The organism is Arachnia rubra, from assembly GCF_019973735.1.
Classification (GTDB): domain Bacteria; phylum Actinomycetota; class Actinomycetes; order Propionibacteriales; family Propionibacteriaceae; genus Arachnia; species Arachnia rubra.
The window spans coordinates 1,652,946-1,665,490 of the sequence record NZ_AP024463.1; the positions used below are offsets into that span (position 1 = coordinate 1,652,946).

The 12,545-nt window shown below is 61.6% G+C and carries 17 protein-coding genes; 4 read left to right on the forward strand and 13 right to left on the reverse strand.

Features of this window, described 5'->3' with window-relative positions; all coding sequences use genetic code 11:
* Positions 1-39 precede the first annotated feature (39 nt).
* Together lpdA and SK1NUM_RS07485 are read left to right on the forward strand one after the other, a co-directional pair.
* On the forward strand, positions 40-1,440 hold the full coding sequence (gene lpdA / locus SK1NUM_RS07480) for a dihydrolipoyl dehydrogenase (RefSeq protein WP_212320846.1): 1,401 nt from the start codon (positions 40-42) through the stop codon (positions 1,438-1,440).
* 212 nt (positions 1,441-1,652) lie between these two features.
* A complete protein-coding gene (locus tag SK1NUM_RS07485) occupies positions 1,653-1,916 on the forward strand; it encodes a metal-sensitive transcriptional regulator (RefSeq protein ID WP_212327587.1) in 264 nt (87 codons plus the stop codon).
* On the opposite strand, the gene SK1NUM_RS07490 is transcribed toward SK1NUM_RS07485, so the two are convergent.
* Positions 1,917-3,185, reverse strand: coding sequence for a GNAT family N-acetyltransferase (locus tag SK1NUM_RS07490; protein WP_212320848.1), 1,269 nt, complete (start codon positions 3,183-3,185; stop codon positions 1,917-1,919). It lies immediately after the preceding gene.
* Between the two features lie 103 nt (positions 3,186-3,288).
* On the reverse strand, positions 3,289-4,023 hold the full coding sequence (locus SK1NUM_RS07495) for a YggS family pyridoxal phosphate-dependent enzyme (RefSeq protein WP_212320850.1): 735 nt from the start codon (positions 4,021-4,023) through the stop codon (positions 3,289-3,291).
* A 31-nt stretch (positions 4,024-4,054) separates the two neighbouring features.
* Here SK1NUM_RS07495 and SK1NUM_RS07500 point away from each other — a divergent pair, with 31 nt between their 5' ends.
* Positions 4,055-5,482 (forward strand): amidohydrolase, encoded by a 1,428-nt coding sequence (locus tag SK1NUM_RS07500; protein ID WP_212320852.1) that lies wholly within the window; start codon positions 4,055-4,057, stop codon positions 5,480-5,482.
* On the opposite strand, the gene SK1NUM_RS07505 is transcribed toward SK1NUM_RS07500, so the two are convergent.
* The 3 genes from SK1NUM_RS07505 to SK1NUM_RS07515 all read right to left on the reverse strand — a co-directional run bounded on the left by SK1NUM_RS07505 (position 5,483) and on the right by SK1NUM_RS07515 (position 7,117).
* The gene (locus tag SK1NUM_RS07505) at positions 5,483-6,103 is read right to left on the reverse strand and encodes an L-threonylcarbamoyladenylate synthase (RefSeq protein WP_212320854.1); all 621 of its coding nucleotides are present in this window, start codon (positions 6,101-6,103) and stop codon (positions 5,483-5,485) included.
* Between the two features lie 218 nt (positions 6,104-6,321).
* Complete coding sequence (locus SK1NUM_RS07510; RefSeq protein ID WP_212320856.1) at positions 6,322-6,663, reverse strand: TadE/TadG family type IV pilus assembly protein; 342 nt, start codon at positions 6,661-6,663, stop codon at positions 6,322-6,324.
* A gap of 16 nt (positions 6,664-6,679) precedes the next feature.
* Positions 6,680-7,117, reverse strand: a complete 438-nt coding sequence (locus SK1NUM_RS07515; protein ID WP_338579507.1) for a TadE/TadG family type IV pilus assembly protein — start codon at positions 7,115-7,117, stop codon at positions 6,680-6,682.
* Between the two features lie 86 nt (positions 7,118-7,203).
* On the opposite strand from SK1NUM_RS07515, the gene SK1NUM_RS07520 reads away from it, so the two are divergent.
* Positions 7,204-8,424: a pyrophosphate--fructose-6-phosphate 1-phosphotransferase gene (locus SK1NUM_RS07520; protein ID WP_212320860.1), complete on the forward strand. Its 1,221-nt coding sequence runs from the start codon at positions 7,204-7,206 to the stop codon at positions 8,422-8,424.
* Here the strand turns inward: SK1NUM_RS07520 and SK1NUM_RS07525 are convergent, their stop codons facing one another.
* The 8 genes from SK1NUM_RS07525 to SK1NUM_RS07560 form a co-directional block, all read right to left on the reverse strand.
* Positions 8,425-8,679 (reverse strand): hypothetical protein, encoded by a 255-nt coding sequence (locus SK1NUM_RS07525; protein ID WP_212320862.1) that lies wholly within the window; start codon positions 8,677-8,679, stop codon positions 8,425-8,427.
* Positions 8,633-8,992, reverse strand: coding sequence for a hypothetical protein (locus SK1NUM_RS07530; protein ID WP_212320864.1), 360 nt, complete (start codon positions 8,990-8,992; stop codon positions 8,633-8,635). The genes SK1NUM_RS07525 and SK1NUM_RS07530 overlap by 47 nt, the downstream gene beginning before the upstream one ends.
* 19 nt (positions 8,993-9,011) lie before the next feature.
* Positions 9,012-9,575, reverse strand: a complete 564-nt coding sequence (locus SK1NUM_RS07535; protein ID WP_396020932.1) for a MerR family transcriptional regulator — start codon at positions 9,573-9,575, stop codon at positions 9,012-9,014.
* A 178-nt stretch (positions 9,576-9,753) separates the two neighbouring features.
* On the reverse strand, positions 9,754-10,206 hold the full coding sequence (locus tag SK1NUM_RS07540; protein ID WP_212320866.1) for a bifunctional nuclease family protein: 453 nt from the start codon (positions 10,204-10,206) through the stop codon (positions 9,754-9,756).
* A gap of 20 nt (positions 10,207-10,226) precedes the next feature.
* The gene (gene ftsR, locus SK1NUM_RS07545) at positions 10,227-10,919 is read right to left on the reverse strand and encodes a transcriptional regulator FtsR (protein ID WP_223927408.1); all 693 of its coding nucleotides are present in this window, start codon (positions 10,917-10,919) and stop codon (positions 10,227-10,229) included.
* Positions 10,919-11,332 carry an FHA domain-containing protein gene (locus tag SK1NUM_RS07550; protein WP_223927411.1) on the reverse strand — a complete coding sequence of 138 codons (414 nt, stop codon included), beginning with the start codon at positions 11,330-11,332 and terminating at the stop codon, positions 10,919-10,921. Before SK1NUM_RS07550 ends, ftsR begins: the two co-directional genes overlap by 1 nt.
* A 117-nt stretch (positions 11,333-11,449) precedes the next feature.
* The gene (locus SK1NUM_RS07555; RefSeq protein WP_212320872.1) at positions 11,450-12,211 is read right to left on the reverse strand and encodes a DUF881 domain-containing protein; all 762 of its coding nucleotides are present in this window, start codon (positions 12,209-12,211) and stop codon (positions 11,450-11,452) included.
* Positions 12,204-12,536 carry a small basic family protein gene (locus SK1NUM_RS07560; RefSeq protein WP_212320874.1) on the reverse strand — a complete coding sequence of 111 codons (333 nt, stop codon included), beginning with the start codon at positions 12,534-12,536 and terminating at the stop codon, positions 12,204-12,206. The genes SK1NUM_RS07555 and SK1NUM_RS07560 overlap by 8 nt, the downstream gene beginning before the upstream one ends.
* Positions 12,537-12,545: the final 9 nt, after the last annotated feature.

The window sequence follows — 12,545 nt, forward strand, 5'->3', positions numbered from 1 at the left end:
TGAGGCCCAGAACGATGCGGGAGCACTAGAGTGGAGCACATGACCCACGAATACGACGTTTGCGTGCTCGGCGCCGGTCCTGGCGGCTATGTCGCCGCCATCCGTGCCGCCCAGCTCGGCTTGAAGACCTGCATCATCGAGAAACGCTACTGGGGTGGCGTGTGCCTGAATGTCGGTTGTATCCCGACGAAGTCTCTGCTACGCAACGCCGAACTGGCCCACATCGTCACCCACGAGGCTTCCAGCTTCGGCATCCAGGGTGACATCACCGTCGACTACAGCAAGGCTTTCTCGCGAAGCCGCCAGGTCTCGGAGCGGATGACCAAGGGTATTCACTTCCTGATGAAGAAGAACAAGATCAAGGAGATCAGCGGCTGGGGAGCCTTCGTCGATGCCCACACCATCGACGTGGCGGATGACAACGGAGCCACCACTCGGGTCACCTTCGACAACGTCATCATCGCGACCGGTTCCACCACCAAGATGCTCCCCGGCACCAGCGTCTCGGCCAATGTCGTCACCTATGAGGAGCAGATACTGGCCGACCAGATTCCAGGCTCCATCATCATCGGCGGTTCCGGGGCCATCGGCACTGAGTTCGCCTATGTGCTGCGCAGCTATGGCGTGGACGTCACCATCGTCGAGTTCTTTGACCACATGGTCCCCAACGAGGACGCCGAGATCTCGGCCGAACTGACCAAGGCCTACAAGAAGCTGGGGATCAAGATCCTGACGGCCACCAAGGTGGAATCCATCGAGGACACGGGCAACGGTGTGCGCGTCACCGTGAGTCCAGCCAATGGCGGCGACGCTCAGGTCCTGGAGGCCGATCGTTTCCTGTCGGCGGTCGGATTCGCGCCGCGCACCGAGGGCTATGGTTTGGAGAACACCGGAGTTGCGCTGACGGAACGCGGGGCCATCGCCATCGACGAGAACATGCGCACCAACGTTCCAGGGATCTACGCCATCGGCGATTGCACGGCAAAGATGATGCTCGCCCACGTGGCGGAAGCCCAGGGCATGGTGGCCGCCGAGACCATAGCTGGAGCCGAGACCCATCCTGTCAATTACGACATGATCCCGCGGGCCACCTACTGCCAGCCCCAGATCGCCTCCTTTGGTTATACGGAGCAGCAGGCCAAGGACAAGGGGTATGAGGTCAAGGTGGCGAAGTTCCCCTTCGCGGCCAACGGCAAGGCCTGGGGCCTGGGGGAGGGAGTCGGGTTCGTCAAACTCGTCGCCGACGCCCGGTACAACGAACTGCTGGGCGCCCACATGATCGGGCCTGACGTCACAGAGCTGCTTCCAGAGTTGGTTCTCGCCCAGAACTACGACCTGACAGCCGACGAGATCGCAAGAGCTGTGCATGCGCATCCGACACTGTCTGAGGCGATCAAGGAGGCCGCCCATGGGATCGGTGGTCACATGATCAACTTCTGATCGCGCATGTCTGAGAACGGGGCGGTACCCTGGGGGGTATAATTCCAGTCCTGGCCCACCAGAGATTGGAGACCCTCAATGTGCCGTCCCGTTACCTGCGCCACCTGCCACAAGATCACTTGGGCGGGATGCGGCCAGCACATTGAGGAGGTCTTCCGAGACGTTCCAGCCGGGCAGCGCTGCACCTGCCCCAGGAAGGACGCAGCACGGTGATGCGGTTCGACCCGGAGCTGCTGAAACCCTCGGTGCTTCGCCTGAAACGGGCCAGCGGTCAGCTCAACGCGGTGATCCGGATGCTTGAGAGCGGCCGCGAATACGAAGAGGTGATCACTCAGATTGCCGCGGTCTCCAAGGCGATTGACCGCGCAGGTTATTCGATCATCGCACAGGGGATGCGCACCTGCCTGGCCGATGACCCGACCGGGGAATCCATCGACACCGGCAAGCTGGAGAGATTGTTCCTGACGCTGTCTTGATCAGAAGTGGGTCAAATTGGCTGGCCCGATGGCTGTCGCGAACAGCTGGGAGAACCCCGCTATCGCATCCTGATCACCCTCAATGGTGCCGGACTGAGCTAGCTGAACGGCCGTTGCATCACCAAGCCAGAGACGTGCCAGCGCATCCACTCCGAGCTCGACGGTGGGGGAGAGCGCAGTATATCTCGCGGCTCCACGGCCGCCGTCCACGGTTATATGCCAGGTCCCATCGCAGAAACCCAAGGGGTCTTTCACCCGGACCACTGCCTCACCGTCTGATTCAAAGCCACGCTCGACAGTGGCCTTCTCCATGTCGAGGATCCGTAGCCACACACCATCATGCGTTAACTTCTTCGTGACGGCCCAGGAATCGACGAGCGACTCGGGAAGCGGATCGTCCGGGGAAGCGCTGTTATAGGTGAGCCTCTCCACTATGTCGAAGCTCGCCAGGCCCCGCCATAGCGCTCGGTCGATCTCCGGGCTGGGGGAGCACACCGCGGTGACCTCGGTGGGAGAGGGGGCCTCCTCCCAGCCCTTGTGAGAGAATCCTGCGAAACCATCCGGCTGTCCGCTCTCATCGAAGTGCACCAGGTACCGCAGCTTGCGTGAGGGGCCCTGCTCGGCGCTGCTCCAGCTGCCATCCGCGTTGGCCCGATGCATCTCCAATGGGCTGAAGGCGCCACGATGAGCCCGCTGATGGGAATTCGAAATGTGTTCGAATATATCCTTGATGAATGGGGGATCGACGAGCTCCAGGGAGCCCGCGGCAACGGTCGCATCTGGCCGGATGGCGAACCGCCGGATGTCTATCTCCCAGTCGACGATGCGGCTGGCCACCCCGAAGCCGAAGCGGCCGTAGATCGTTGCCTCGCTGGCCGTCAGCGCCGCCAGGGCCAGCCCGTCCTGCCGGGCCTGCTGCAGATGGTGCTGCATCATGGCGCGCAGCAAGCCCTTGCGCCGGTGGGTGGGCCGGACTGCGACGACATTCACACACATGGCCTGCACGATGCCAGCACCCGCATTGAGACCGATCGGTGCCCAGGTGAAACCCGCGACCGGCTGACGTCCCGCGAGGCCAGGGCCTTCTGTGGTGACCATGCCCAAGACCGCGTTGTCCGCACGCCGGTGCTTGCGGAACGCGGCCAGCGCCTCTGTGGATCCGCGCGCATCAAGAAAGGCGTTGGCGAACAGATCGAGGTAGGAGGCCCACCGTGGGTCATCATCTGGGGTGTCGAGTGGAAGGGTTTCAAGCTGGTAAGGCGCTATCACCCTGTTCACCCTACCCAACAGATAAGTCCGATAATAAGCATTATGTAATTTATGGCGGATCTGCTCGGAAGAGCTCTCTTGGCTGAGGTTGTGTGGTTGTGTGCTATTGGTTCGTATTTGACTTGATCCCCGGCCAATAGGCATTCGGATCGAGGCGGTTCCCGAAGATCGCCTGACCGACGCGAACACAGGTTGCTCCGTGCTCGATGGCCAGTTCGAAATCACCGGACATGCCCATCGACAACTCATCCCACCTCTGGCCTGTGGCGTCCCTCAGCTCCTGCTGGACTTGACGCATCACCGTGAAGCACTGGGCTATCCTGCTGGTGTCATCGGTGAACAGCGCCAAGGTCATCAGCCCCCGGACCTCCAAGGCATCGAAGGGCTTGAGCTGGCGGGCAAAATCCACCACTTTCTGAGGTGGCAGCCCGAACTTCTGGTCCTCATCAGAGCTGTTCACCTGGATCAGTACTTCGAGGCGGCGGCCTTCCTGCTGCAAGCGCTTGTCCAGCTCTGATGCGACTTTCAGCGAATCAAGCGCCTGGAACTCTGACGCAAAACGAGCCACATATTTGGCTTTGTTGGATTGCAGATGCCCGATCACTGCCCATTCGATGTCGGTAATTTCACGGAGGGCCTCCCATTTGTTCTGAGCCTCCTGCACCTTGTTTTCCCCGAACCTGCGGTATCCGGCGGCGTGCGCCTCAACGACAGATTCCGGGGGCTTGGTCTTTGAGACGGGAAGCAGCCGGATCTCGCTGCTGTCGCGTCCCGCCCTCGCGGCTGCTGCCGCGATCCGCTGTTCGATCTCTTGCAGGTTGGCGGCGATGCTGGTCACCCTCTCAGTCTATGGCCGCCAACCTGGCTGGATGCTCATGGCAGAATTCCGGCTTGTGGAGAGCTTTCGTATTACCCGAGCCCGTCCTGTGCCGGGCCTGGGAACCGGGCCATACAGCGAACCCTTGGACATCACCGTGGTCGGCGGGGTGATAACCGCCATAGAGCCGACCGCAGGCGTCGGGGACGGCGACTTCGACGCCGATGGCGCGAACCTGATGCCCGGGCTGTGGGACAACCACGTCCATTTCTCGCTGGCATCGCTGATAGGCCAGTGCACGCGGCTCTCCCACAAGGCGGCGCAAGCGGAGATCCTTGCGGCGGTGGAGGATCATCTACGACACCGGCCGCCACGACTGATCGGTTATGGTTTCCGGTCAGCAACCTGGCCCGCTCCCCCGGCAGCGGCCGACCTCGACGCTATCACCGCCGCCATCCCGGTCGCGTTGATCTCCCGTGATCTTCACAGCGTCTGGTGCAACACCCCGGCTCTCGAACAGGCAGGGGCCTCAGGGCACCCGACAGGCTTTCTCGTGGAGGAAGAGGCCTTCTCAGCGATCCGCATTCTCATGTCCCGGTACCTCGATCTAGTCGAACACGCCGTACAGGCAACCGAGCAGGAAGCGGCGTCACGAGGGATCGTCGGTATTGTCGACTACTCATCAGACTGGGCAGTCGAAGCCTGGCAGCGGCGTGCGGCATCCCGGTCTCTGGGCTTGCGGGTAGAGGCCGCCACCTATCCCGACAAACTCGACGACCTGATCGCCATGAGCGTCAAGACCGGTGATCAACTGGCTGAGAACTTGAAGGTTGGCCCTCTCAAGATCATCGCTGACGGTTCGATGGGCAGCCGGACTGCGCATTGCATCATGCCCTACCCCAACCCTCTACCGGGCTACCCGAATGGGATGCCCAAGTACACGCGGCCAGAGTTGACCGCTGTGCTGCGGCGTGCCCGTGAGGCTGGGCTCAAGGCCGCGGTTCATGCCATCGGAGACGCCGCCTGTCATGATGCTCTGGACGCTTTTGAAATCTCACGGGCCCGGGGTTCCATCGAGCACGTGCAGTGCGTGGCCCCAGTCGATCTTCCCCGCTTCGCCCAGTTGAAGCTGACCGCGAGTATCCAGCCTGCGCATCAGCTAGAGGATGCCGGTGTCGTCGACCGGGTCTGGCCTGATGCCAAAGGACGTGCCTACCCGATGCTGGACCTGTTACGGGCCAGGGCAAGGGTTGTTTTCGGTTCTGATGCACCGGTTGCACCGCTTGATCCCTGGAAGGCTATCGAAGCTGCCTGTCACCGCCCCTACCGGCCAGATCAGGCACTCACTCCCCTGGCTGGTCTGCGCGCCAGCAGCCGGACCTCGCTGAGTATCGGGCAACCCGCAGACATGGTGCTCACCGCCGGTCCTGGGATGGTGCTGCTCACTATGCTTGGCGGCCGCGTCACGTTCTGCCGCTGATCATTGGAAAGGAGCCGGGTCTCCCGCGCCAATACGCACGACCTCCGGTTCTTCTCCGCTGAGATCCACGACGGTCGTGGGGGTCAGGCCGCAGTCACCGGAGTCCAGGATGGCATCCACCTCGTGATCGAGCAGCTCTTTGATGGTCCAGCCGTCCGCGAGTGGCTCGGGATGATCTGGCAACAGCAGCGTTGAGCTCACCAGGGGTGAGCCGAGAGCATCGAGCAGGGCGAGGGTGGTCCGGTGCTTCGGGATCCGCACCCCGATCGTTCGTTTCTTCGGGTGCTGCATCATCTTAGGTACCTCGCGGGTGGCCTTCAGGATGAAGGTGTAGGGCCCGGGAGTGGCGGCTTTGACGGCCCGGAAGACCCAATTGTCCATCTCGACGAAAGCGCCGAGCTGGGCGAACTCCGAGACCACCAGGGTGAAGTGATGCTTGTCCCCCAGATGCCGGATGCGCCTGATGCGCTCTATGCCGGAGCTATTGCCCAGAGCGCAGCCCAGCGCATAACAGGAATCAGTCGGGTAGGCGATCAGGCCGTCATCTCCAAGGATCTGGACCATCTGGTTGAGAGTGCGGGGCTGCGGATTTTCAGGATGGACGTCATAGTACTGAGCCACGCGTTCACCATAGCTCTCTTCAGCTCCCGGAACTCCATGTGAGGACCTCGCCAGGAGATCTCGCAGATGAGGACCGGCGATGTGGCATGTGCTCGATGGGCCATCCTGGCGGTGGCCCTCCAAGTACGGCAGCTGCAGTGTCATTCCACTGAACTCCTGCCCGCCGTCTGAAAGCCGTTTATGGTCACGCCTGGCAGAACCTTTTTGCCTACAAAGCCCTATCTGGTTCTCTCAACCGGCACCATGGCTTCCTGGCGCACCGTGACATCTACCAAGGGCAGCACGCGGATGGCTGCGCCCCGCACGACGGCGTTGGAGAAACCCGTGGTTCTGGAAACGGCGATAGTGACATTGCCGATACCCGAGTTTGAAACCGCTCGCTCCCCCGCTGCCTGCCCATCAGCCTCGGAAGCTCCCAGAGCAGCTGCGGCGCGAGCTGAGTCCTGCGCGGCGGCCATGGCTGTCGACTCGGCCCATAACAGCAAGGCCCACTGCAGTGTCGCCAGCAAGACCAGAACCGCAAGCGGCAGTAGAAGGGCGACCTGAACACTCCCGGTCAAGCCTCTCTGATCGTTTCTAACCATCCCGGCCTCGGTAGGTGTCGACTGGGGATACTCCCTCCCCCACCAGGGAGCGGTGAGCCGGGAAACCCGGCAATGACACTGGAAAATTTGCCTGGCAGACGATCCTCACCGTCACCGAAGCCACTGTCCCAGGGGGCGAAGCCAAACCCCTGGCATCCACAGCTACCTGGGTGTCGGTACAGGTGATGTGAGAGCTGCCGAGTTCGGCTACTGCTGCGTTCCGGGCAGCCAGTTCTGCGGAGGCCTGTGAGCTCTCGAGTGAGGCCACGCGTGCTGCCCGGGTAGCGGCAGCCGTGACCGCCTGTTGGGCTAGAGCCTGTCCCGCCATCACGATCACCAGGCCGACGAACAGCATTGCAACAGGCAACACTAGAGCTGCCTCCACTGCCACGGAGCTTCCTCGCTCCGATGCTCTGGGAATCATATGCATCCCTTCAGACCACTTGAACCATCCTGCCACCAGAACGGGTTGGGCGGCTAGGCTAGGTTCCAGAATCGATCCTGAAAGGAATGTTCATGGTCAAGAAGGTAGCCATTCTCACAGCCGGTGGTTTTGCGCCGTGCCTCTCCTCAGCTATCGGCGGTCTCATCCAGCGCTACACCGAGGTGGCTCCCGGGGTGGAGATCATCGCCTACAAGCATGGCTACCAGGGTCTTCTACAGGGTGACTACTTCGTCATCGACGAGACTGTACGTGCCAAGGCACATCTGCTGCACCTGTTCGGCGGCTCTCCGATCGGCAATTCGCGGGTCAAGCTCACCAACATCAAGGATCTCGTGAAACGAGGCCTGGTGGCTGAGGGTGCTGACCCGTTGAAGGTGGCTGCCGATCGTCTTGTCGCAGACGGCGTGGATGTTCTCCATACGATCGGCGGTGACGACACCAACACCACAGCTGCAGATCTGGCGGCCTTCCTTGCGGACAATGACTACCCGCTGACTGTGGTGGGGCTTCCCAAGACCATTGACAACGACGTGATCCCGATCCGTCAGTCACTGGGCGCTTGGACGGCGGCGGAGCAGGGAGCGATTTTTGCCAAGAACATCGTGGCAGAGCACAACTCGGGCTCCCGGATGCTGATCGTCCATGAGGTAATGGGACGCCACTGCGGCTGGCTGACAGCCGCCACCGCATCCGAGTACCGTAAGTGGCTGGACAGCCAGGAATGGGTTCCCGAGATCGGGTTGTCGAAACAGGCCTGGGACATCCACGCCGTCTATGTCCCCGAGGCCGTCATCGACATCACAGCCGAGGCGGAACGCCTGAATAAGGTGATGGACGAGGTGGGTAACGTCACCATCTTCTTGTCTGAGGGGGCTGGCCTGGAAGCTATCGTCGCTGAGATGGAGGCAGCTGGTGAAGAAGTGCCGCGCGACCCGTTCGGTCACGTGAAACTCGACAAGGTGAATCCCGGGAAATGGTTCGGGGACAAGTTCGCCGAGAAGCTGGGCGCCGAGAAGGTCATGATCCAGAAGTCGGGCTACTTCTCCCGCTCCGCGGCCGCCAACGATGCCGATCTGGCCCTCATCAAGCAGTGCACAGATCTGGCGGTCGATTGTGCACTCGCCGGCCGTCCAGGGGTTATCGGACAGGACGAGGAGAACAGCGATGAACTGACCGCAATCGCGTTCGACCGCATCAAGGGCGGCAAGCCCTTCGACATCACCTTGCCCTGGTTCACTGACATGCTGGGAGTCATTGGCCAGCCTGCCCCAGTAGCCTCGGCACCTCACTGATCAGTGGCGGCGCCTTTGCGTCAGCAGAGTGGCCACCGCAGCACCGATGCCAAGACCGGTGGCCGCTCCCATGACGTAACCAACCCTCAACCCAGGCCGGATTCCCTGCGCCGCAACATCGACTGGCATGAGGATCTCTGGGTCGGGTAGCTCCCTGGGCGGGCATTCCTCCCGGTCCTCAGAACCGGTGGTGTCGTTCTCATGACCATCAGCGCTGCGTTCTCCAGCCCAGGCTGAGCAGAGAAGCACAATCATCGCCAGCAGGTTGAAAAAGCACCATGCCCACAATCATGGGACCGAAAACCACGGCGGCTAGGTTAACCGTGAAAAACCCAATCAGCAGCCCTGCCAGTTGCTGCAGCGTAGTGACCATTGCACCTCCCAGGGAGGCCGCCAGCCAGTGTCTGGGCTGAACTGGGGTCCCCAGGGGTGTCCAGAAGAGAAAAGCAAAAAGCGACCAGCACAGCAGTAGGATGAGGATCAGGCGAATCAGCCAGGTGATGGCGGCGGCATGCTGTGGGCCATGGCGGTTGCTGTATCGTTTCGCAGCCGCGGTGAACTGCGCCATGGCAAAATGGAGAAGTCTGTCACCCGGTCCGGGTCTTTCTGCGGGATTCGAGTTCGTTTTCAGGATGTGGGGATGCTTGCGTCACACGTTCACTGGGCAGTTCACCCAGAGTCCCCTCGATCTCCTGCCAGACGCTCGACACAGAGATCAGGAACATGCCCTGCCCGCCCTTGGTGAGATCGAAGAGCTCGTTGGCGGAGGTGCACTCATAGACGCTGAATCCGTCACTGACCAGTGTCAACTCAGTCAGGTCATCCACCCCACGTGCCCGCAGGTGTTCTATCGCGACCCGGATCTGCTGGAGCGAGATCCCGACGTCGAGGAAACGCTTCACCACCCGCAGCAGGAGGATGTCACGGAAGGAATAGAGACGCTGCGACCCCGAGCCGGATGCCCCACGGATCTCGGGCACGACTAAACCAGTCCGGGCCCAGTAGTCGAGCTGCCGGTAAGTGATCCCAGCAACCTTGTGGGCGACCGGGCCACGGAAGCCAAGGTCCTTCGACACAGGCGCGAAGTCACCGTCGAACAGTGTGTCCTGCAACGGCGCCTCGTTTGTCGGCCTGGTTCCCTCAGCCACTATGGTCAGCCCCTAATCCTCCCTGCCTACGGTCTCGGCATAACTGACGCTAACCGTAGGACGCCTCGGGTGTGGACGACACGCCCGCCCGGTACCGCTGTCGATTCTAAACCCTCCAGCGAGGGTTCATAGTTGGCTCCCCACCTCTAGAGAGCCACACCTGAAGGCCCCGGCGGCGGGACTAGAAATCCTCAGGATGGACCTGGTCCAGGAACTCCCTAAACCTCTCAACCTCATCGGCCTGGGCGACCTCCGCGGAGATGCCGGCTTCATCGAGCAGCTCAGCTGGGCAGTGAACTTTCCAGCCTCTCCTGACAGCCACAGCGACGACGTCGCTGGGCCTGGCATCGAATGCCACATCGCTCACCGCGATCTCGGCGAGGAAAACCCCGTCCTCCATCGACTTGATGGTCAGCCGCGGTTGCGAATCCCCAGCCAGCTTGGTGAGGACTTCCGCGAGCAGGTCCTGAGTGAGTGGCCTGGCAAACTGGTCCTCATCCAGTGCGACCGCTATGGCGGCAGCGTCAACTGCGGAGATCCAGATCGGCAGCATCCGGTCCCCATCGCTTTCACGCAGCAGCAGAACCGGACCTTCATCACCGACCTGGACTCCAACCACCCACAGCTCAACCATGTCCTCAGCCTACGCTGGCCTCAGCCGAACAGCTGTGAAAACATCATGCCGCTATGCGCATTGACCACCAGTCTGTACACCTCCCGGAGAACCTCCTTGGGAACTCCCTGCCGCCCCTGATACTGGCTGATGGCCTGCTCGACGAGTGCTGCCTCCAGGGATGCCGACTGTTGGAGTACGCGCATCTGACGGGGCTCGACACCGTAGTCCCCGAGGCGTTTAGCGGCCACTGCGAGAGCCAGCATCTCCCGGCCGTATCTCTGGGTGCCTCTCCTGTGTGAGATCACCTTCAAACGTTCTAGTTCAATCAGGGCGGCCTCCCCCAGACCGGACTCTGATAGCAGCTCCCGGCGGGTGAACAGCTGACGCTGGTTACCCGATGACTGCCTGCGCTGTTCTGGGACCTCTGGAGCAGGTGCGGAGGGTGGTGCAGGTACTTCCACGTTCTCGGAGGGCAGTTCTCCCCGGTCCATGGCTGCGAGTTCCTCACGGATGACTTTGAGCGGTAGATATCTGTCGCGCTGAGCACGTAGCACGAACAACAGCCGCTCAACATCAGAAGGATAGAAGCGCCGGTAACCGGAAGGATGGTCCCGCTCTGGGGAAATCAGTCCTTCGTTCTCCAAGTACCTCACCTTGGATACTGAGATGTCCGGAAACTCACCCCGGATTGATTCCAGGACCTGACCGATCGTGCGCGGCGCGACCGGCATCAACTCCGCCCGGCCTCGCTCAACAGAATCGTGGCCCGGTACTTGCCGATCTGGATCTCGTCGCCGTGATGCACCTGGGCGCGACCGTCAATGAGGACCCGGTTGATGTACGTGCCGTTGAGGCTCCCCAGATCCTCCAGCATCAACTCGCCGCCGACCCGCACCAGCTTCGCATGGTGGCGCGAGACAGTCACATCGTCGAGGAAGACATCGGATTCGGGATGCCGTCCCAGAGTGGTCACATCGGAGTCGATCAAGAATTGGGATTCCTTAACTCCGCCGCGGGTGACGATCATCAGCGCGTTTCCAGGAGCCAGGTCAGCCGCATTGGCGGCGACGCTCGCTCCAATGGCGGACAGATGCTCGTCCGTGAGAGCCGCGAGAACGCTGGTGGTGTCGTTCCTCGAATCCATGAGATCCCCCTGGCGGTGGTTCCTGACCCCCGTCATCGGTGGCCCCCTTTCCATACTGATCGCCATCCAAGCTGTCCCAAGCCTATCGAGGGACGGTGGATTGACAAGCCTGCCATGCTATTTCGGTTTGGCGAATTCTGGCGCGCCTGGAGAGACCACAGAATCCACGGAAATCTTGCTCATCTGCTTGATCTCCACACTCCCCTGCACACGGCTGCCCTCGACCTCGCTCACGAGGCCGCCCCTGAACCTAGCACCAGCCTCAAGGGTCGCTGGGTCACCGATGGCCTCGATGACGATGGGCATCGTCAGCACAGCGCCATCTACCATGACGCGACCCTGCGAGTCGCGGTCGATCCAGGTTCCTGCCACCACGCGTACGGAGTCATTGAACTCGACCACCTCGGCACCCGCATCGCGTAGCTCCTCCAGCGCATCCAGCAGCAGCTCGGGGGTGACCGCCCCCTGGGGATCCTGGATCGTTATATGGATTCCAGGACCAGAGGCGGGCACAGTCCCCGAGATGATCTGCAGCTGTTCGGTCCGGTGCCTTGCCTCATCATCAGCGGCTTTCGCACCAGCTGCCCCCGACTCAAGCTGATCGCGAGTGGTGGTGAGCTCCCTGACCTCGGTTTCGAGGCGTCGTGTCTCAGCGGACAGGTTGTCGAGCAACTGGATCAAGTCCGTGCGGCGCAGGTTGGAATAGTCAGGTTGTGATGCCTGCGAACGCAGAGTCCAGACCACGAGCAGTGCCGCGAGGCAAAGAACTGCGCCGACGAGCAACTGCCCGCGTCCGGGCTTGAGGAAAGCGCGCCAAGCCCGCCGGAGATCTACGTGGCCGATCTGCTCGGCGGCTCGTTTCGGGGTCTGCTCAGGCATGGAGCACCGCCCTACGGATTGCGGCCGCATTGTTGAAGATCCGGATTCCGAGCACAACAACCACCCCCGTTGAGAGCTGGGATCCGACGCCGATCTGGTCTCCGACAAAGACAATCAGTCCTGCGATGAGGACATTTGAAAGAAACGAGACGACGAAAACCCGATCGGAGAAGACTCCCTCCAGCCAGGATCGTGTCCCACCCAGGATGGCATCCAGCGCCGCGACGATCGCGATGGGCAGATAAGGCTGGAGGAATACCGGCAAAGTTGGTTCAACCAGCAGCCCGATCACGACGCCGACTGCAAGACCGGCCAGCGCAAGCATGCTCTTCTC

Bases quoted from the DNA above. Each gene is read 5' to 3' on its own strand.
- lpdA (WP_212320846.1), top strand. From the start codon at position 40: ATGACCCACGAATACGACGTTTGCGTGCTCGGCGCCGGTCCTGGCGGC.
- SK1NUM_RS07485 (WP_212327587.1), top strand. From the start codon at position 1,653: ATGCGGTTCGACCCGGAGCTGCTGAAACCCTCGGTGCTTCGCCTGAAA.
- SK1NUM_RS07500 (WP_212320852.1), top strand. From the start codon at position 4,055: ATGCTCATGGCAGAATTCCGGCTTGTGGAGAGCTTTCGTATTACCCGA.
- SK1NUM_RS07515 (WP_338579507.1), bottom strand. From the start codon at position 7,117: ATGCATATGATTCCCAGAGCATCGGAGCGAGGAAGCTCCGTGGCAGTG.
- SK1NUM_RS07520 (WP_212320860.1), top strand. From the start codon at position 7,204: ATGGTCAAGAAGGTAGCCATTCTCACAGCCGGTGGTTTTGCGCCGTGC.
- SK1NUM_RS07525 (WP_212320862.1), bottom strand. From the start codon at position 8,679: ATGATTGTGCTTCTCTGCTCAGCCTGGGCTGGAGAACGCAGCGCTGAT.
- SK1NUM_RS07530 (WP_212320864.1), bottom strand. From the start codon at position 8,992: ATGGCGCAGTTCACCGCGGCTGCGAAACGATACAGCAACCGCCATGGC.
- SK1NUM_RS07540 (WP_212320866.1), bottom strand. From the start codon at position 10,206: ATGGTTGAGCTGTGGGTGGTTGGAGTCCAGGTCGGTGATGAAGGTCCG.
- ftsR (WP_223927408.1), bottom strand. From the start codon at position 10,919: ATGCCGGTCGCGCCGCGCACGATCGGTCAGGTCCTGGAATCAATCCGG.
- SK1NUM_RS07550 (WP_223927411.1), bottom strand. From the start codon at position 11,332: ATGGATTCGAGGAACGACACCACCAGCGTTCTCGCGGCTCTCACGGAC.
- SK1NUM_RS07555 (WP_212320872.1), bottom strand. From the start codon at position 12,211: ATGCCTGAGCAGACCCCGAAACGAGCCGCCGAGCAGATCGGCCACGTA.
- SK1NUM_RS07560 (WP_212320874.1), bottom strand. From the start codon at position 12,536: ATGCTTGCGCTGGCCGGTCTTGCAGTCGGCGTCGTGATCGGGCTGCTG.